We start from the raw sequence: 17,641 nt of genomic DNA on the forward strand, positions 1-17,641 counted from the left end.
GTCAATTTCTTGCCCCGTCATCTGTGTTGTCACCGTCCTGCGTACGGCGCAAACGGGACGGGTATCACCGATTCGGGCAGTGGGTCGTCGCCATCTGCCAATGACGTGCGAGGAGTTCGGGGATGACGCACTGGTTCGAGGGCCCCCTGGCCGCATTTGACACGGAGACCACTGGAGTAGATGTAGAAGAGGACCGGATCGTGTCGGCGGCGGTCGTCGTCCAGGACACGCCGGGCGGGCGGCCGCGTGTGACGCGCTGGCTGGTGAATCCGGGCGTACCCGTGCCGCCGGGCGCCACGGAGGTGCACGGTCTGACGGACGACCATCTGCAGCGCAACGGCCGCTGGCCGGCGCCGGTGATGGAGGAGATAGCCAGGCTGCTGGCGGAGCAGTGTGCGGCCGCCCGCCCGCTGGTGGTGATGAACGCGCCGTTCGATCTGACCATCCTGGACCGCGAGTTGCGCCGGCACCGGGCCTCGTCGCTGGGCCGGTATCTGGAGAGCAGGCCTCTGTGTGTGCTCGATCCGCGGGTGCTGGACAAGCATCTGGACCGCTATCGCAAGGGGCGGCGTACGCTGACCGATCTGTGCGCGCAGTACGAGGTGGTGCTGGACGGCGCGCATGACGCGGCGGCCGATGCGGTGGCGGCGCTGGAGGTCGTCCGGGCGGTGGGGCGGCGTTTCGCCTCCCGTTTGGAGCGGCTCTCGCCGACGGAGCTGCACACGCTGCAGGCGGTGTGGCATGCGGCGCAGGCGCGCGGGCTGCAGGCGTGGTTCGCCCGCAGCGGTACGCCGGAGTTGGTTGATCCGACGTGGCCGCTGCGGCCGGAACTGCCCGCGGCCGCCTGAGGGTTGTCGGCGGGGCGCCGTACGTCCTTACGGCGGACAAGGCCGACAACACCGCCCTGCTCGCCGAGACTGCCGACGTCCAGGGCTACGGCTTCCACGGCGCGGGCAGCGACAACTCCTCGGAGCCCGGCCGCACCGGGCACCAGGCCAACCTCTGCCCCCAGTTGCCGTACGGAGGCGACTTCCGCGTCGACGGCGCGGTGAGGAAGTACCTGGACAGCGGGCTCCAGTAGCACGCCGGGACAGCAGTAAGGCCGGTCCGTCATCGACGGACCGGCCTCTCCCGGTGGGCGATACTGGGTTCGAACCAGTGACCTCTTCGGTGTGAACGAAGCGCTCTCCCACTGAGCTAATCGCCCGGGAACGCACTGAACCATACAGGGCACCGCGGGGTTCCTTCAAACCCCTTCCAGGTAGGCCGTGAGCCCCCGGCGCCCGCCGCGCATCATCAGCGCGTGGTTGGCCGCGAAGACCGGACGGCAGGGCAGCGCCAGCCGTCTCATCAGCTGCTTGCGCACCTCCACCTCCTGGTCGTACACGACCCGGGTGCCGTCGCGGTGCGCCCGAAGGGTCCATCGCACCCAGCCGTCGAGGTCCCCCTCCATCCGGATCTCCAGCACACCGCCCGCCGGATCACGCCGCTGCGCGCGTACGGTCACGATGAGCTCGTACGGGAGAAGGGAACGGAAGCGGGCGGTGCCGTGTTCGTCGTCGATCGCGATCACCTCCCGCACCTGCGGCCACCACCGGGGGTACTCCTCGGCCCGCTCCAGCACCTGGTAGACGGCGTCGGGACCCGCGGGGATGTCCCAGACGCTGCGGAAACGGTAGCGACACCAGTCCATGTGACCCAGTCTGCGCCGGATACACACCGGCCGGGTGCGTACTCACCGGGATCTGAGTACGCGCACCCATGCCCCTGGTATGTGGCCGCGGCCACACTGCCGAGCATGAAGAACGTCCCGCCGCCGGCCGAGGAGCTGGCGATCCTCGACCACGAGCTGCAGCAACTGGAGCTCCGCCGGACCCAGTTGCTGGCTCGCAGAGCCTGGCTGCTCGATGCGCTGCGCCCGGCTGCCGTGGTGCCACCGCCCGCCCCGAACCCCTTCGTCACCCGGCCCGCCGAGACCTCACCGCCCAGCGTGCAGAATCTTCTGCTGACCCTCGGCGGCATCCTGCTGACCATCGCGGCCATCGCGTTCACGCTGGTCAGCTGGGGCTCCATGGGCATCGGCGGCCGCAGTGCGGTGCTCTGCGCGGTGACGGTCGCGGCCCTCGGCTCGCCGGCCGTGCTGCTGCGCCGCGGGCTCGCCTCGACGGCCGAGTCGCTGGCCGCGCTGGGCATGGTGCTGATGGTGCTCGACGCCTACGCGCTCCACCGGGTGGCCCTGCCCGAGACCGACGGACTCGGGTACACCGCCTGCGCGTCGGCCGTGCTCGCCGCGCTCGGGTCTGCGTACGGACTGGCCCTGCCGCGCCTGCGCACACCACTGCCGTCGGCCGTGCTCTGTGCCCAACTCCCGCTCCCCCTGTGGGCACTGACCGCCGGCCCCGCCGCTGTGCCCATGGAGTGGGCGCTGCTTCTGACGGCCGTGTTCGACATCGCGATCGTGCTGTGGACGAAGCCTGCCGCGGTCCGGGGGTTCGCCGGCGTCGGCGCGGTGCTGACGGGCGGCTGGGCACTGGTGATCGGCGGCTGGCAGTCGCTGGCGGCGCTCTCGCCGTCGGCCGCCGCCGGTCCGGCCGTGTTGCTGCTCGCGGCTGCCGTGGTCGCCCTGTTCACGGCATGGCGTGTGCCGTCCGCCGCTGCCGCACTCTCGGCCGCGTCCGGTCTCGCGGCCGTCGCGGCCGTCGGCGGCGTGCTCCGCCCGGCGGTGCCCGGCGGCTGGGCGGTACTCGGCTATCTGCTGTGCGCGGTCGCCCTGTTGACGGTCGTACGCACTCCCCTGCCGCGCCGCCTGCTCCCAGGCCTGACGGGCGCGTCGGCCGCGGTCCACGCGGCGGCGGTCCTCTCCGCGCTGCCGCTGACCGCCATCGCCCTTACGGGCCCCGCCAGGACCCTGACCGACATCTGGTCGGCCGCACCGACGGACACCCGCGGCGCGCTGGGCGTCCCCCTCGGGATGTTCCCGCCGGCCCCGACCCCGATCATCCTGCTCATCACGGCGGCGGTCCTCGCGACGGCGGCGTACTACCGCCCGGCGTGGGCGACGTCGCCCACGGCGGGCGAGGCTCCGGCCGCCGGCCTGCGACCCGGCACGCCCGCCGGGCAGTCCGGTCCGGACACGGGCACGACGGGTGCCGCCCGGCGGCAGGCGCCTGAGCCCTCTGCCGGAGGGTCGCCGGAATCCGGTCCGAGGACATCCGGTTCCGCCCGGCCGCCGGCCGACGACGCGCTTGCCGGCCCTGGGGGCCGGGCCGGCACCGGCCTGTGGACCCCGGCGGCGGACACCGCGAAGGGCAGCCGGTCGCGGGAGTCCCTGCGCGTCGGCGCTACCTGTGCCTCGCTCGCGCTGACCTGGGCCGCACTCCTGGTCGTGCCCGCCGCGGCCGACCTCGGGTACGCCGTGGGCGTCGCGTGGCAGCTCGTCCTGAGCATCGCCCTCCTCGCGTTCGCCGTGGTGCGGCCCGCGTCCGACGCCCGCGCGGCCGCGGTGGCGAACACCGCGCTGGCCTGCGGCCTCGGCGGTGCCGTGAGTGTCGCGCTGCTGTCCCTGGCGACGCGGCCGACGACGTTCACGGTGCTGGGCGTCCTTGTCGCGGCGCTCGTGGCCGCGACACTGCGGACCGCACGCGCCACACAGGCACTGCTCGCCTGCACCGCCGTGCTGTTCACGATCGCGCTCGTGGGCGCATCGGCCGCTGCCGCCGGACTCCCGCCGCACCGTGCCTCCGTGGTGCTGCTCGCCGTACCTGCGGCGGTCGCCTTCCTCGGCGCCCGGCTGCGCCACCACCCGGTCGCTCTGCCACTGGAGGTCACCTCGGCCGCCGCGGGCCTCGTTGCCCTGGTACTCGCCGCCGGTGACCGGCCGACGATCGCTCTGGTGCTCGCACTGTGCGGAGTGATCACGGCGGGCACGGCCGTGCGGGCCGAGCGCCGGCCCGCCGCCGGCTACCTCGCGGCGACGCTGTTCGTGCTGGCCACCTGGGTGCGTCTGGCCGCCTCCGAGGTCGAGTCCCCGGAGGCGTACACGCTGCCCGTCACGATTCCGGCGATCGCCGTCGGTGTACTGCGCCGCCGCCGCGACCCGCAGGCGTCGTCGTGGACGGCGTACGGACCGGGTCTTGCCGCGACCCTGGTGCCGAGCCTCGTCGTGGCCTGGGGCGACGAGCACTGGCTGCGGCCGCTGCTGCTGGGGGTCTCAGCCCTGGTGGTCACGCTCGCCGGAGCCCGGCTGCGTCTGCAGGCGCTACTGCTCCTCGGCGCCGCGGTGCTCGCGCTCGACGCGCTGCACGAACTCGCGCCGTACGTCGTCCAGGTCGTCGGCGCGCTCCCCCGCTGGCTGCCGCCGGCCCTGGCCGGGCTGCTGCTCCTCGTGGTGGGGGCGACGTACGAGCAGCGGCTGCGCGACGCACGCAGGCTGCGTGACACCGTGGGCCGGATGCACTGACGGCGACAACGCCGAAGGCCCCGGAGACATCGAGTCTCCGGGGCCTTCGGTCCGGGTGGGCGATACTGGGTTCGAACCAGTGACCTCTTCGGTGTGAACGAAGCGCTCTCCCACTGAGCTAATCGCCCGGGCGCACCGCACACATTACCCGATGTCAGCGGGTCCCCCTGACCACTTCGGGGTCACTCCTTGATCTTCCAGGGCATCGCGATCCCGAACTTCCACACGTAGATCCCGACCAGCACGGCGATGATCACGAGGCCGATCGTGGTGAGGATGATGTTGCGCCGGCGGACCTTGGGGTCGAGGGCCCGCTGGGCCGCTTCGGTGACCTTTCGCTTGGTCCAGCGCAGTACCAACTGAGCCCAGACGAACTCGGTCGCCCAGATCGCCATACCGCCGAAGATCACCAGCCAGCCGGGTCCGGGCAGCGGCAGCATCACGACGCCCGCGCCGACCACCGCGAGGCCGACGATGAACACGCCGACCTGCCAGCTCACGTGGAGGGGTCTGGACCGCTTGATGAAGTGCGGCGCCCGCGACCCGAGCTCCCGCTCCCCTTCCGACACCGGCTGCGTCGCCGCTTCCTCAGCAAGGTCCGGCGTCACCGGCCCCACCGTCACGTCCCCCGTCACAGGGTTCGGAGCCGGCTGCGCGGCGACCTTCCCCCGCTCGTCACTCTCCGCATTCATAATCGCCAACCTACCGGATTGAACACGATCACCGGAATGGCCGTATAGCACGAAGTGACGCACCGCCGGATGAGCGACATGAAGGATCACAAAACGGTCAGAGGGGTTTACAACGGCACCGTAGGTGGCATGTCGATTTCGCCGACGTGCGAATCCCCGAGCGCACACTGAGCGAAAGGCCCTGGCGCTTATGAACACCACGGTCAGCTGCGAGCTGCACCTGCGCCTCGTTGTATCAAGCGAGTCATCACTGCCTGTACCCGCGGGCCTGCGGTATGACACGGCCGATCCCTACGCCGTGCACGCCACCTTCCACACCGGAGCCGAAGAGACGGTCGAATGGGTGTTCGCCCGCGACCTGCTCGCCGAGGGGCTGCATCGGCCCACCGGCACGGGCGACGTCAGAGTCTGGCCGTCCCGTAGTCATGGCCAGGGCGTCGTGTGCATCGCACTGAGCTCCCCGGAGGGCGAAGCGCTCCTCGAGGCCCCGGCGAGGGCCCTGGAGTCGTTCCTGAAGCGGACGGACGCCGCGGTGCCACCCGGCACCGAGCATCGGCACTTCGATCTCGACACGGAGCTCTCGCACATCCTGGCCGAAAGCTGAGCCAGGCGGAGAGCTGCACGGCGCCGTCCGACTCGGGGAGACGGCGCCGCGCGGACAACCACATAGGGCACACGGCGACGCCGTCACCGCGGATTCCACCGCCGTGACGGCGTCGGTGCGCTCCGGAACGAACCGCTAGAGTCAGCGCAATTCGGCGGGCACCGGCCCGCAGCAGGCCAGGGAGCGAATGGTGCTGATCCCCCACGACACCCGTATTGCCCTCGACACTGTCGTCGATCTGGTGAACACCGCACCTGAGAGCGAGCAGGACGACGGGCTCGCGGACGTCGCGGCACTGTACGAGTTCGTACACGGCCACAGCGTCAGCGGCGTGGGTGAACTGGGTCCGCGGGACCTCAAGGCGGTGCACGGCGTACGGACGCACTTCGCGGAGGTCTTCGCGGCGCCCGACAGCCGTGCCGCGGCGGAGCTGATCAACCGGCTGGTGGCCGCGGCCGGGACCACGCCGCAGCTCACCGACCACGACGGCTACGACTGGCATGTGCACTACTTCGCCCCGGGTGCCTCGGTCGCGGACCATCTCGCCGCGGACTGCGGGATGGCGCTGGCGTTCATCGTGGTCGCGGGCGAACAGGAGCGGCTGCGGCGCTGCGAGGCGCCGGACTGCGGGCGCGCCTTCGTCGATCTGTCGCGCAACCGCTCACGCCGCTACTGCGACAGCCGCACCTGCGGCAACCGCCTGCATGTCGCCGCCTACCGCGCACGCCGCAAGGAAGCGGCGGGCTGAGCGGCGCGGTGGTTGGCCGGTCGGCGTTCACAGCAGGAAGAGGTCGTGCACCGCGGCCATCAGCAACAAGAAGCCGATCACCCCGAGGAAGATCATCAGAGGTGGCTGGGAGAGCGCGAACAGACAGCCACGCGGCTCTTGGGGGGCGGGTGCGGGGGGCTGGCCCCGGGAGGTATCGAGCATCTCGGGGGTGATCATGGCGCAGTGGAGGGCCCGATCATCGACCAACACGCGCTGCGAGCACGGTAGTTCATCACATCCCGCGCGCCGGGTCCCGCCCCGGGAGGGCCGGACCGGCCCTCCCGGGCAGGTCCGAGGGGCCTCGCCGTCGGCCGAGGCCGGATCTGACAGGGCCCCTAGATGCCGTGCTTCTTGAGGATCGCCTCGATGTCACTGAAGTCGTCGCCCGTGCCGGAGGCTTTCGGTGCCTGTTTCGGCCGGGCGGCGGGGCCGGGGGCCGCTCCGAGCGAGGGGGTGGCCGCCGGCGCGACCGCGTCGCGCTGGGCCGCCTGTGCGGCCCGGCGGGTGCCACCCCTGCGCCGCTCGACGGCCCGGGTCGTCAGGAGCAGCACCCAAGCGCCGCCGAGCAGACCGAAGCCGATCCAGGCGGTGGGGCTGAAGGCCGTCTCGGCGACCCACTCGACAGCGCCGGTGAGCACCAGACCGAGCGGGACGAGCGAGTAGCCGACCAGTCGGGTCGCGGCGAGGAAGCGGCGGCGGTACGCCGTGATCGCGGCAATGCCCAGGCCGGCCGCGGACACCGCGGAGCAAATGGTCTCGGCAATCATCCGGTCCTCCAGCCATCCGCGGGCATGAGCGTTGCGTCCCCTCCATCCTGCACCGTCCGGCGTGATCCGGGCCACGGCCACGGAGGAGGTCAGGGAGATCTAAGGGGTGCTCTCCTCCCCAGGTCCCGATGGAGGTCCGTCCGACCGGGCTGGAAGACTGGGGTCCATGAGCGACTCCCCCACCGCCCGCCCCGTCGTCCTCGACGTCTGGTGCGAGCTCCAGTGCCCCGACTGCCACAACGCCCTGGAGGATCTGCGGGCCCTGCGTGCCCGCTACGGCGACCGGCTGGAGCTGCGGCTGCGGCACTTCCCCCTCGAGCGGCACAAGCACGCCTTCGCCGCCGCGCAGGCCGCGGAGGAGGCGGCCGAGCAGGGCAAGGGCTGGCCCTATGTGGAGGCGGTGCTCGCGCGCACGGAGGAGCTGGCCTCCGAGGGCGAGCCGGTGCTGCTCGAGGTCGCGCGTGAACTGGGCCTGGACGCCGAGGAGTTCGACACCGCGCTGATCGACGGGCGGCACATTCTGATCGTCGACGCCGACCAGGCCGAAGGCAAGGCCATCGGCGTCACGGGCACCCCGACCTATGTCGTCGACGGGCAGCGACTGGACGGCGGCAAGAGCCAGGAGGGCCTGCGGGAGCGGATCGAGGAGATCGTGGACCGGCTGCTCGCCGAGCGGTAGACCGCCCGGCAGCATCCGAAGGACACCCCCGGACAGGACCTAGAGCAGCTGCTTGAAGAAGTTGACGTGGGTCGTGCGGTAGCCGAGTGACTCGTAGAGGTTGAGCGCCGGGGTGTTGCCCGCGAAGACGTGCAGACCGATCAGGGGCGTCCCGGCCGCCCGGGCGACCTGCTCGGCGAGCAGCATCAGTGCGCGGCCGTGGCCACGGCCGCGGTGCTCCTCGGCGACCTCGACATCGAACACGTACGCGCCCCGCTCCCCCGCGCGTACCTCGTGCTCGGCGACCCAGACGTGTCCCACCACGGCGCCTTGCGCGACCAGGACGTTCAGCCAGGAACCGGGGGTCGCGAGGCCGTCGGGGAGTTTCTCGCGGTGGTCGGCCTCGGACTTGGCGCGGGCCTGGTCCTCGGGCACTCCGCGAGCGGTCCAGCTCTGCGCGTAGCTCTCGATCGCCGCTGCCCGCCACCTGACGAACTCCGCCTCGCTCATGGGGCGTCCTTCGACGCCCGCGGGCAGGGCGGGGCCCCCGCCCGACAGCTCCTTGAGCATGTTGCGGCCGCGCTCGATGTAGCCGAGGGCAGAGGTCAGGCGCAGCGCGGCAGCGGCCTCCGCCGGAACGGAGGTGATGATCTGGGTGCAGCCCCAGCCGCGCAGCACCTCCTCGGCGGCGAGCGCGGCGACGGTACCCCTTCCGCGCCGCCGGTCGGGCTCGTCGATCCGCAGGGACCGTACGACGCCCGCCGACGGGCCGAACCGTGGGTGAGTCTCGAGCTCGACGACACCGACGGGCCTGGCGTTCACACAGACGTCGTAGGTGCGTGAGGTGACACCGTCGGTGCCCCGCTGAAGCGGCCCGGACGGCCGCAGAGTCGTCGTCATCAGGGGTGTTCTACCTGTCCCGCGGCCGCGCGTCACCACGTTTTACCGAGGTCGCGGATCCGGATCGGCGGCCGCGCGCTCGTCGAAGATCCGCATGGCCTTCGCGGTGACGGGTCCCGGCGCGTCCACCAGCGCGCGGCGGTCGACGCGGTGAACGGCCTGGACGTCGCGGAGTGTGGACGTGAGGAAGATCTCCTCGGCCTGCTCCAGTACGTCCAGGGGCAGGTCGGTCTCCCGGGCCCCCGCCCACTCCACGATCAGGGCGCGGGTGATGCCCGCCAGGCAGCCGGATGCGACGGGCGGGGTGTGCAGTTCGCCGTCGAGGACGACGAACACATTGGAGCCGGTGCCCTCGCACAGCTGCCCCACGGTGTTGGCGAACAGTGCCTCGGACCCGCCGTGCTCGCGCGCCCTGGCGAGCGCGACCACGTTCTCCGCGTACGAGGTCGTCTTCAGCCCGGTCACCGCGCCGCGCTCGTTACGCGTCCAGGGGACGGTGATCACCGCGGTGGTGTCGGGGCGGCGGGTGCTCTCACCGAGGGCGACGACGAGGGTCGGGCCCTGCTCGCCGCGGTCGGAGCCAAGGGGTGAGAGGCCACCGGTGTAGGTGATGCGCAGCCGGCCCAGCGGCGTCGGGTTGGCGGCCAGGACCGCCTCGCACGCGTGGCGGACCTCGTCATGGTCGGGCTCCGGCAGTCCGAGGCCCGCAGCCGAGCGGGTCAGCCGGTCGAGGTGGCGGGTGAGAGCGAAAGGCTGTCCGTGGACCGCCTTGATGGTCTCGAAGATGCCGTCGCCCACGGTCAGTCCGTGGTCGAAGACCGACACCCGCGCGTCCTCGGCGTCCCTGAGTCCGCCGTTGACCCAAAGCTTCATCCAGCTGTCCTTCCGCTTGCCGCGTATGCGCCCGACGCTACCGCGAGCAGCCGCGATGCCTTCAGTTCGGTCTCGGCCCACTCCCGCCCGGGGTCCGATCCCCAGGTGATCCCCGCGCCGGTACCGAAGCGGAGCTGGGGAACCCCGACCGGTGTGCGGTCGATCCAGAAGGTACGTATGCCGACGGCGAGCTCTCCGGTACCGCGGTCGGCGTCCACCCAGCCGATGCCGCCGCAGTACGGTCCGCGGGGCGCGGTCTCCAGCGCCCCGATGATCTTCAGCGCGCTGGACTTGGGCGCTCCGGTGACCGACCCGGGCGGGAAGGTGGCCGCGAGCAGCTCCCGCCAGCCCGCGCCCCGTGGAAGTTCGCCCCGCACGGTGGAGACCAGGTGCACCAGTCCGGGGTGGGGCTCGACGGCGCACAGTGCGGGCACGCTCACGCTGCCGGTGGCGCAGACCCGTCCGAGGTCGTTGCGGACGAGGTCCACGATCATGACGTTCTCGGCGTGGTCCTTGTCGAGCAGGTCCTCGGCGGTACGGCCGGTGCCCTTGATGGGGCCGGACTCCACGGTGTCCCCGATGCGCCGCAGATACAGCTCGGGAGAGGCGGTCGCGATCTCCACTCCGTGCGCGGGCAGCCTGATCGTTCCTGCGTAGGGCGCCGGATTGCCGCGGGCCAGCAGTGCGGTCAGCGCGTCGACGTCGGCCCCTGCCGGGTCGGGCAGCGGCGCGGAGAGCACACGGCAGAGGTTCGCCTGGTAGACCTCGCCGGCCGCGATGTGCTCACGGATCCGGTGCACGCCCGCGATGTACGCGGCCCGGTCCAGCGACGACGTCCAGTCGCCCGCGGCCGGGCCGTGCCACTGCCCGGGCATCGGGTCAGGCACCGGCTCGGAGCGGACGTCGCCGAAGCGGGCACACGTCAGACGGCCCTCGAAGTCCGCGGCGACGGCCCAGAAGCCGGCGGAGTCCAGGGCCGCGGGGTCGCTGGTCACATCCCGTAGATCGGTGGCGACAAGGCCGCCGAAGCGGGCCAGAGGAGCAAGGTCATGCACGTCTGTGAGTGTATGACCGGGGACGATGAGGTGCCGATGAGCCGCGGATGACCTGCTGTGACACGAACACACCTCAGCACGCTGCGGAAACGCGTTTTTGTGCTGGCCGAGGAATCCGCTAGAGTTCAACACGTCGCCGGGACGCGTAAGCGCAACGGAAACGACAAGCGGACGTGGCTCAGTTGGTAGAGCATCACCTTGCCAAGGTGAGGGTCGCGAGTTCGAATCTCGTCGTCCGCTCGAGAATGGGGGATTCTTCCCGAACCCCTGCACTCCGGGTGGAGTGGCCGAGAGGCGAGGCAACGGCCTGCAAAGCCGTCTACACGGGTTCAAATCCCGTCTCCACCTCCAAGGACGATTAGCTCAGCGGGAGAGCGCTTCCCTGACACGGAAGAGGTCACTGGTTCAATCCCAGTATCGTCCACTGGATCCCCGGATCCCCGCGCGATTAGCTCAGCGGGAGAGCGCTTCCCTGACACGGAAGAGGTCACTGGTTCAATCCCAGTATCGCGCACGCAGGAGCACCACCAGCAGGTTCGCCCCGGCCTTAGGCATGGGGACCCGCGCGATTAGCTCAGCGGGAGAGCGCTTCCCTGACACGGAAGAGGTCACTGGTTCAATCCCAGTATCGCGCACCAGCCGCAGCCCCCGGCCGTTTCGACGGACGGGGGCTGTGACGTCTGCGGTGCGACCGGGACGGTCAGGACGAGAAGAGCATCCGGCCGAAGCCGCGCTGGTGGTGGCCTCCGTGGTGGCTGCCGTGGTGCTGCGCGCCCCAGGCGGGCGCGGGGGCGGCGGGGTAGGCCTGCGGAGGCGCGGGGGGCGCCTGCTGCGTCCACTGCGACTCGAGACGGGTCAGGGCCTCCAGCTCCCCGTAGTCGAGGAATATCCCCCGGCAGCCGCTGCACTGCTCGATCTGGACCCCGTTGCGGTTGTACGTGTGCATCGCTGCGTGGCACTTGGGACACTGCATGTTCTGCTCAGCTCCTCGCCGTTCGGTCGACGTCGCCGGGATGCCTGCCCGGCGACGAGAAGTTCACCCTACGACGAAGGGTCGCACTCCAACTCGGGTGGGAGTGTGGCGATTCGGGCACAGCTGTCGATCATGATCTGCTCGACGTCGTCGGGATCGCGCTGCTCGGCTGCCGACTTCGCCAGCGCGAGGGCGGCGGTCTGGACGGTCAGCGCGCGGGCCGGGACGTCGAGCCGGGGCCACGGATCACCTGTCGCGGGGACCGCCGGGCCGTGCGCGGCGGTGTACGCCCCGAGGAACCGCTGCCAGGCCTGCGGGGCCAGCAGGCCCGCCGCGTACCAGGCGGCGGGGCGGGCGAGGTCCCAGGCGGGGTTGCCGAGCCCGAGGTCGTCGACATCGATCAGCAGCCAGGCGCCGCCGGGCGCGGGATGACGGACGAGCTGGCCGAGATGCAGATCGCCGTGGCACAGGGTGCTCCGGTACGGGGCGGGTGCCTCGTCGCGGGCCCAGGCCGGCAGCCGCGCCCAGGCCCGGCGGACGGTGCCGGCGGCGGGATGGCCTGCTGCCGCGGCTTGCATACGGGCCATGGCGGCTGCGGCCTTGGCGGGGCCGCGCATGGGGGGCAGGGGGCCGGGGAGTGCGGCGGTCTCCACCCTGTGCAGGCGCGCGAGGAGGGCCGCGGCCTCCTCCCAGGGGGCGGCGTCGGGGTCCGCGGGGTCGACGGGGGCGCCGTAGGGCCACGCCGTGACCGGCCGGCCGTGCGTATCGCTCGCGCGCAGCGGGAGCGGGGCCAGCAGGATGCCGGCGAGGGCCGGGTGCCCGGCCACGGCGACCCGGACGCGGTGCCCCTCCGGGTCGGTACCGGGGGCGTGCGCCTTGGCGACGGCATCCCCGTGCCGTACGACGACACCGTCGGCCCGGTCGGCGAGTACGGCCTCGTCCCGGCCACATGCCGGGCATGCGTGCATGACCGGCGGCCGGTGAGCGGCGTCCCGGGCCGCGTCGACCAGCGCGCGTACGACTGATGCGGTCACGGTCTCCCCCGGGTGCGCTGCGGTCTCCGCCGGGAGCTTACGCGGCGGACCGGGATGGCCACCCCGTCCTCGGCCGCGCCCGCGAGCGCTGCGCCCTCGGGGGTGCGCGTCTCCCGGGCGGCCGGGGCCGTGTGCGTGGCGCTGGCCGCTTGCCCGCTCAAGACTTACGACGCCTGAGGTCCCGGACACGACCCCTGCCGACCGGACCACCCCGCGTCGGCGCAAGCCCGCACGTGTCCCCCGGGGGAAGCAACTGCCCACGGAGCGAACGACGACCGTCCCGCGGCCGCCCGTCCACCTGAGGGGGACGGCGTCGCAGGAGCGGGGTGCCCGGACGTAAAGCGGCGCAACTCGCGCGAAGCGCGGGGAGGGAGCAGTCCGCGGACCCCGCTCATGCGACCACGGCGCCCGACCCGAAACCGGACAGGCGCGCCCGGGGGCGTACCCCCTGGACCGGACCGGCCCGGAGTCCATGCCCCCGCGAGCTTCGGCGAGCAAACGCGCGATGGCCGGTCAGCTCCCCAGCTGACCGGCCAAACGCTGCCGTCCGCCGCACCCCCGTCCCCACGGGGCTGTTGGCCGGATGTCCCCGGCCCGGACCGCTCTTCCGGGCCCGGGGCGCCGCTCAGCGCCCCAGCATCACGCCCACGGACGACGCCTGTGTGACCACCGCATCCCAGCCGCCGAAGACGACCACCAGCAGGGCCGCGAGAGGGAGGACCATCGCCGTCGCCACCAGCGGGTGGCGCGTGCCGGACGGGCTGCCGCCGAACGCGGCGAAAGCCTTGCGTCCCTGCGTGCGGATCATCGTCCGCGATGCCGTGTCCGCCATGGTCCTTCTCCTGTCGTGGTTGGCAGCGGCGGGTGTCTGACCTCGGGGGACGAGTGCGCCACCCGCCGCTTGACATCAACACTAGGCAGGCGGCGGCACCGGGGCGTCATGCCCGGGTCCCGCTTCCCGGGCCTCCCGGAGGATGAGCCGTCACCCCACGGCGTACTCCCCTGGGTGGAGACGCGGCCCTAGGACTTGGGGTCTTCCCGGAGGGGACGCTCGTGCTCCGAGTCGTCCTCGCGCGGCACGGGTTGCTCGACCAGGGCCAGCACCCGGTTGGCCATGAAACGGGCCGTACGCACCACCGATCCGGACCGCGTGACTTCGCTCACTTCCACCACCCCTCTTCGCACCGCCGTCTCGACCCGGCGGCCCGCCCTGCTCGCCACCACTTCATACGTACGGGTTGTGTCTCCCGCGTCCACCACTATCTCCACGCGGTCACCCTTCATCGATCCAATCCCCCTTCTGCGACTGACCGTTGAGATCTCGCACGGGTCGGGAGAAGCGGATCCGGCAACCCCTGACCACCCCTCAAGTCTCGCACCCGGCACTGACAATCGATCGGATCGCGAGGGCGCGGCCTATGAGCACACCGGCTCGGCGGTACGTAAGCTGTGCCACGTCAAGCGGACGACGACCGGGCAGCGGGGTGGGGCATCCCACCGTAGGTAGGGGACGGACATGGCGATGATGCGGCTCCGGCGCGAGGACCCGCGTGTCGTCGGCTCGTTCAGGCTTCACCGGCGGCTCGGCGCCGGCGGCATGGGCGTCGTCTATCTGGGGTCCGACCGCCGTGGTCAGCGGGTCGCGCTGAAGGTGATCCGGCCGGATCTCGCAGAGGACCAGGAGTTCCGGTTGCGGTTCGCCCGCGAGGTGTCGGCCGCGCGCCGTATCCGCGGCGGCTGCACGGCACGGCTGGTGGCCGCCGATCTGGAGGCCGACCGCCCCTGGTTCGCCACCCAGTACGTCCCGGGGCCGTCCCTGCACGACAAGGTGGCCGAGGAGGGCCCGCTGTCCGCCGCCGAGGCGGCCGCCATCGGCGCGGCGCTCTCCGAGGGGCTGGTAGCGGTGCACGAGGCCGGTGTGGTGCACCGGGATCTGAAGCCGTCGAACATCCTGCTGTCCCCCAAGGGCCCCCGGATCATCGACTTCGGCATCGCCTGGGCGACCGGCGCCAGCACGCTCACCCATGTCGGTACGGCGGTGGGCTCGCCCGGATTCCTCGCTCCCGAGCAGGTGCGTGGCGCGGTGGTCACCCCGGCCACCGACGTCTTCGCGCTGGGCGCCACGCTCGCGTACGCGGCGACCGCCGACTCACCGTTCGGGCACGGTAGTTCGGAGGTCATGCTGTACCGGGTGGTGCACGAGGAGCCGCACCTGTACGGGGTACCCGACGCGCTGGCGCCTCTGGTGTCGGCCTGTCTGGCGAAGGACCCCGACGAACGACCGAGCACGCTTCAACTGTCCATGCGTCTCAAGGAGATCGCGGCCAGGGAGGCGCAGGGGCTGCCCGAGGCGCGGCCACCGGCCCAGCGGGAAAGGGAGCGGGAGCGCGTGGAGCCCTCCCGGCCGACCTCGCGGTACGGGGACCGCGCAGACCGTACGGAGCGCCTCGACCGGGGTACAGGGAGCACGTCCCTGCCCCGCCCGCAGTCGTCGTCGCGCACCGGCGGCTCGCGACCGCCGCGCAACACCGGCCGTACGAACGGCCGTCCGGGCACGGGACCCGGCGTGCGGACCACCTCCGCCGGACGGCGGCCCGCCAACCCGCGGCTGCTGCGTCAGCGGATCATCGTGTTCTTCGTCGTCACGCTGATCGTGGCGCTGGGGATCGCCGCCGCGCAGCAGTTGTAGGCCGGCGGATCAGGACTCGGGACGCCCCGTCGCGACCGCGTAGAACGCGACGGCCGCCGCCGCGCCGACATTGAGCGAGTCCACGCCGTGCGCCATCGGGATGCGCACCCACTCGTCGGCGGCCATCAGCGCTTTGGTGGACAGGCCCTCGCCCTCCGCGCCGAGCATCAGCGCCACCCGCTCCAGCCGGTGCGGTGCGGCCTCCTCGATGGCCGCGGCCTTCTCGTCGGGGGTCAGGGCGAGCAGCCTGAAGCCTGCTTCCCGTACGGACTCCAGGCCCTTGGGCCAGGTGTCGAGCCGGGCGTACGGGACGGAGAACACGGCTCCCATGGAGACCTTCACCGAACGGCGGTAGAGCGGGTCGGCGCAGTCCGGGGAGAGCAGCACCGCGTCCATGCCGAGGGCTGCGGCACTGCGGAAGATGGCACCGATGTTGGTGTGGTCGTTGACCGACTCCATGACGACCACCCTGCGGGCCGTCCGGAGCAGTTCGTCGGCCGTCGGCAGCGGCTTGCGCTGCATGGAGGCGAGCGCGCCGCGGTGGACGTGGTAGCCGGTGACGCGTTCGGCGATGTCGGGGTGGACCGCGTAGACGGGCGCGGGCACCTCGTCGATGACGTCGCGCATGACGTCGACCCACTTGGCGGACAGCAGCATCGAGCGCATCTCGTAACCGGCCTGCTTGGCGCGGCGGATGACCTTCTCGCCCTCCGCGATGAACAGGCCCTCGGCGGGCTCGCGCTTGCGGCGCAGCTCGACGTCGGTCAGGCCCGTGTAGTCGCGCAGGCGCGGGTCGTCGGGGTCCTCGACAGTGATGAGATCAGCCACAGGGTGATACTGCCTTCTTCGGGGTGGAGTGCCAACGGCTCGCGCGGGGATCCCTTACCGCTGGTTACGCGAGCCGTCGGACCGGTTACTCGGGCAGGCCCACTCCGACACCGACGACATCGCCGACGACGATCACCGCGGGCGGCCGTACCTCTTCGGCCCGGACCCGCTCGGCGACGGTGGCGAGGGTGGCGTCGACGCGGCGCTGGGCGGCGGTCGTTCCCTCCTGCACCAGGGCGACGGGTGTCCCGGGCGCCTTGCCGTGCGTGATGAGCGCCTGGGCGATGGCACCGATCTTGTCGACGCCCATCAGGATCACCAGCGTGCCACGCAGCCGGGCCAGGGACTTCCAGTCGACGAGCGAGCGCGGGTCGTCCGGGGCGACATGCCCGCTGACGACCGTGAACTCATGGGCGACGCCGCGGTGGGTGACCGGAATGCCGACGGCCCCGGGCACCGAGATCGAGCTGGAGATACCGGGCACGACGGTGCAGGGGATGCCTGCCTCGGCGAGCGCCTGGGCCTCCTCCATGCCGCGGCCGAACACGAACGGGTCGCCGCCCTTGAGCCGTACGACGGCCTTGCCGGCCTTGGCGTGCTCGATCAGCGCGTTGTTGATGGCCTCCTGGGCCATGAAGCGGCCGTACGGGATCTTCGCGGCGTCGATCACCTCGACGTGCGGCGGGAGTTCGTCGAGCAGGTCGCGCGGGCCGAGCCGGTCGGCGATGACGACGTCCGCCTCGGCGAGCAGCCGGCGGCCGCGCACGGTGATCAGATCGGGGTCGCCGGGGCCGCCTCCGACGAGGGCGACGAACGGGGCCCGGCTGCGGTGGTGGGGGGCCGCGATGCTGCCGTCGCGCAGGCCCTCGACGATCGCGTCCCGGACGGCGGCGGAGCGGCGGGGGTCGCGTCCGGTGAGGACGGCGACGGTCACGCCCTCGCTGCGGCCGGTGGCGGGCGTCCAGGCGGTGGCGGCCTCGGCGTCGTCGCTGCGTACGCACCAGGTCCTGGTGCGGTCGGCCTCGGCGGAGGCGGTCGCGTTGGCCTGCGGGTCGGAGGAGGCGACCAGCGCGTACCAGGCGTCGGCGAGGTCTCCCTCCACGTACCGGCGCCGCTCCCAGCGGATCTCCCCCGCCTCGGCCATCGCCTCGACGGACGGCGTCGCGGACGGCGACACGAGGACGATGTCGGCACCGGCCGCGATGAGCGCGGGAAGCCTGCGCTGGGCGACCTGTCCGCCGCCGATGACGACGACGCGTCGCCCGGAGAGGCGAAGACCGACGGGGTAGGCGGGGTGCTCGGCGTGGTCGGCCATGACGGTGCGGGCTCCTCGGACGGGA

20 protein-coding genes and 7 tRNA genes are annotated in these 17,641 nt (G+C 72.1%); 12 read left to right on the plus strand and 15 right to left on the minus strand.

Features of this window, described 5'->3' with window-relative positions:
- Positions 1-122 precede the first annotated feature (122 nt).
- Both ACFYWI_RS18630 and ACFYWI_RS18635 read left to right on the plus strand, forming a co-directional pair.
- On the plus strand, positions 123-848 hold the full coding sequence (locus tag ACFYWI_RS18630) for a 3'-5' exonuclease (protein ID WP_389233054.1): 726 nt from the start codon (positions 123-125) through the stop codon (positions 846-848).
- Positions 812-1,081 (plus strand): hypothetical protein, encoded by a 270-nt coding sequence (locus ACFYWI_RS18635; RefSeq protein ID WP_389233057.1) that lies wholly within the window; start codon positions 812-814, stop codon positions 1,079-1,081. Before ACFYWI_RS18630 ends, ACFYWI_RS18635 begins: the two co-directional genes overlap by 37 nt.
- A gap of 54 nt (positions 1,082-1,135) precedes the next feature.
- Here the strand turns inward: ACFYWI_RS18635 and ACFYWI_RS18640 are convergent.
- Together ACFYWI_RS18640 and ACFYWI_RS18645 are read right to left on the minus strand one after the other, a co-directional pair.
- A tRNA-Val gene (locus tag ACFYWI_RS18640) sits at positions 1,136-1,207 on the minus strand.
- 39 nt (positions 1,208-1,246) lie between these two features.
- Complete coding sequence (locus tag ACFYWI_RS18645) at positions 1,247-1,693, minus strand: SRPBCC family protein (RefSeq protein WP_389233060.1); 447 nt, start codon at positions 1,691-1,693, stop codon at positions 1,247-1,249.
- Between the two features lie 105 nt (positions 1,694-1,798).
- On the opposite strand from ACFYWI_RS18645, the gene ACFYWI_RS18650 reads away from it, so the two are divergent.
- Positions 1,799-4,459, plus strand: a complete 2,661-nt coding sequence (locus ACFYWI_RS18650; protein WP_389233063.1) for an SCO7613 C-terminal domain-containing membrane protein — start codon at positions 1,799-1,801, stop codon at positions 4,457-4,459.
- A 56-nt stretch (positions 4,460-4,515) separates the two neighbouring features.
- On the opposite strand, the gene ACFYWI_RS18655 is transcribed toward ACFYWI_RS18650, so the two are convergent.
- Positions 4,516-4,587: transfer RNA gene (locus ACFYWI_RS18655), tRNA-Val, on the minus strand.
- Positions 4,588-4,641: 54 nt separating this feature from the next.
- On the minus strand, positions 4,642-5,151 hold the full coding sequence (locus ACFYWI_RS18660) for a TIGR02611 family protein (protein ID WP_389233066.1): 510 nt from the start codon (positions 5,149-5,151) through the stop codon (positions 4,642-4,644).
- A 190-nt stretch (positions 5,152-5,341) separates the two neighbouring features.
- Here ACFYWI_RS18660 and ACFYWI_RS18665 point away from each other — a divergent pair, with 190 nt between their 5' ends.
- Positions 5,342-5,755, plus strand: a complete 414-nt coding sequence (locus tag ACFYWI_RS18665) for an SsgA family sporulation/cell division regulator (protein WP_003959770.1) — start codon at positions 5,342-5,344, stop codon at positions 5,753-5,755.
- 190 nt (positions 5,756-5,945) lie between these two features.
- Complete coding sequence (locus ACFYWI_RS18670) at positions 5,946-6,503, plus strand: CGNR zinc finger domain-containing protein (RefSeq protein WP_389233462.1); 558 nt, start codon at positions 5,946-5,948, stop codon at positions 6,501-6,503.
- A gap of 27 nt (positions 6,504-6,530) precedes the next feature.
- Here the strand turns inward: ACFYWI_RS18670 and ACFYWI_RS18675 are convergent, their stop codons facing one another.
- Positions 6,531-6,734, minus strand: coding sequence for a hypothetical protein (locus ACFYWI_RS18675; protein ID WP_389233489.1), 204 nt, complete (start codon positions 6,732-6,734; stop codon positions 6,531-6,533).
- Positions 6,735-6,859: 125 nt separating this feature from the next.
- Positions 6,860-7,291: a hypothetical protein gene (locus tag ACFYWI_RS18680; protein ID WP_389233069.1), complete on the minus strand. Its 432-nt coding sequence runs from the start codon at positions 7,289-7,291 to the stop codon at positions 6,860-6,862.
- Between the two features lie 166 nt (positions 7,292-7,457).
- Between ACFYWI_RS18680 and ACFYWI_RS18685 the strand changes: the two genes are divergently transcribed.
- Positions 7,458-7,970, plus strand: coding sequence for a DsbA family protein (locus ACFYWI_RS18685; protein ID WP_389233072.1), 513 nt, complete (start codon positions 7,458-7,460; stop codon positions 7,968-7,970).
- A 39-nt stretch (positions 7,971-8,009) separates the two neighbouring features.
- Here the strand turns inward: ACFYWI_RS18685 and ACFYWI_RS18690 are convergent, their stop codons facing one another.
- The 3 genes from ACFYWI_RS18690 to ACFYWI_RS18700 are packed head-to-tail and all read right to left on the minus strand — an operon-like array spanning position 8,010 to position 10,777.
- On the minus strand, positions 8,010-8,849 hold the full coding sequence (locus tag ACFYWI_RS18690) for a GNAT family N-acetyltransferase (protein WP_389233075.1): 840 nt from the start codon (positions 8,847-8,849) through the stop codon (positions 8,010-8,012).
- Between the two features lie 42 nt (positions 8,850-8,891).
- Positions 8,892-9,722 carry an aminotransferase class IV gene (locus ACFYWI_RS18695; protein WP_389233078.1) on the minus strand — a complete coding sequence of 277 codons (831 nt, stop codon included), beginning with the start codon at positions 9,720-9,722 and terminating at the stop codon, positions 8,892-8,894.
- A complete protein-coding gene (locus ACFYWI_RS18700) occupies positions 9,719-10,777 on the minus strand; it encodes a chorismate-binding protein (protein ID WP_389233080.1) in 1,059 nt (352 codons plus the stop codon). The genes ACFYWI_RS18695 and ACFYWI_RS18700 overlap by 4 nt, the downstream gene beginning before the upstream one ends.
- Before the next feature lie 167 nt (positions 10,778-10,944).
- Here ACFYWI_RS18700 and ACFYWI_RS18705 point away from each other — a divergent pair.
- The 5 genes from ACFYWI_RS18705 (at position 10,945) to ACFYWI_RS18725 (ending at position 11,415) form a co-directional block, all read left to right on the plus strand.
- Positions 10,945-11,017: transfer RNA gene (locus ACFYWI_RS18705), tRNA-Gly, on the plus strand.
- A 37-nt stretch (positions 11,018-11,054) separates the two neighbouring features.
- A tRNA-Cys gene (locus ACFYWI_RS18710) sits at positions 11,055-11,128 on the plus strand.
- A 1-nt stretch (position 11,129) separates the two neighbouring features.
- Positions 11,130-11,201 (plus strand) — tRNA-Val (locus ACFYWI_RS18715).
- A gap of 18 nt (positions 11,202-11,219) precedes the next feature.
- Positions 11,220-11,291: transfer RNA gene (locus ACFYWI_RS18720), tRNA-Val, on the plus strand.
- A gap of 49 nt (positions 11,292-11,340) precedes the next feature.
- Positions 11,341-11,415: transfer RNA gene (locus ACFYWI_RS18725), tRNA-Val, on the plus strand.
- Between the two features lie 62 nt (positions 11,416-11,477).
- On the opposite strand, the gene ACFYWI_RS18730 is transcribed toward ACFYWI_RS18725, so the two are convergent.
- From ACFYWI_RS18730 to ACFYWI_RS18745, 4 genes are all read right to left on the minus strand, one after another.
- A complete protein-coding gene (locus ACFYWI_RS18730; RefSeq protein ID WP_389233083.1) occupies positions 11,478-11,750 on the minus strand; it encodes a zf-TFIIB domain-containing protein in 273 nt (90 codons plus the stop codon).
- A 68-nt stretch (positions 11,751-11,818) separates the two neighbouring features.
- Positions 11,819-12,784 carry a phosphotransferase family protein gene (locus ACFYWI_RS18735; RefSeq protein ID WP_389233086.1) on the minus strand — a complete coding sequence of 322 codons (966 nt, stop codon included), beginning with the start codon at positions 12,782-12,784 and terminating at the stop codon, positions 11,819-11,821.
- Positions 12,785-13,409: 625 nt separating this feature from the next.
- Complete coding sequence (locus tag ACFYWI_RS18740) at positions 13,410-13,616, minus strand: hypothetical protein (protein ID WP_389233089.1); 207 nt, start codon at positions 13,614-13,616, stop codon at positions 13,410-13,412.
- A 188-nt stretch (positions 13,617-13,804) separates the two neighbouring features.
- Positions 13,805-14,068: a hypothetical protein gene (locus ACFYWI_RS18745; RefSeq protein ID WP_389233092.1), complete on the minus strand. Its 264-nt coding sequence runs from the start codon at positions 14,066-14,068 to the stop codon at positions 13,805-13,807.
- A 232-nt stretch (positions 14,069-14,300) separates the two neighbouring features.
- On the opposite strand from ACFYWI_RS18745, the gene ACFYWI_RS18750 reads away from it, so the two are divergent.
- Entirely contained in the window at positions 14,301-15,473 is a 1,173-nt protein-coding gene (locus tag ACFYWI_RS18750; protein ID WP_389233095.1) for a serine/threonine-protein kinase, read from the plus strand.
- 9 nt (positions 15,474-15,482) lie between these two features.
- On the opposite strand, the gene ACFYWI_RS18755 is transcribed toward ACFYWI_RS18750, so the two are convergent.
- Positions 15,483-16,301 carry a TrmH family RNA methyltransferase gene (locus ACFYWI_RS18755; protein WP_389233098.1) on the minus strand — a complete coding sequence of 273 codons (819 nt, stop codon included), beginning with the start codon at positions 16,299-16,301 and terminating at the stop codon, positions 15,483-15,485.
- Positions 16,302-16,386: 85 nt separating this feature from the next.
- Positions 16,387-17,616 carry a uroporphyrinogen-III C-methyltransferase gene (gene cobA, locus ACFYWI_RS18760; RefSeq protein WP_389233101.1) on the minus strand — a complete coding sequence of 410 codons (1,230 nt, stop codon included), beginning with the start codon at positions 17,614-17,616 and terminating at the stop codon, positions 16,387-16,389.
- Positions 17,617-17,641 lie beyond the last annotated feature (25 nt).

Origin of the sequence: Streptomyces sp. NPDC002889 (assembly GCF_042888425.1) — a bacterium.
GTDB lineage: Bacteria > Actinomycetota > Actinomycetes > Streptomycetales > Streptomycetaceae > Streptomyces.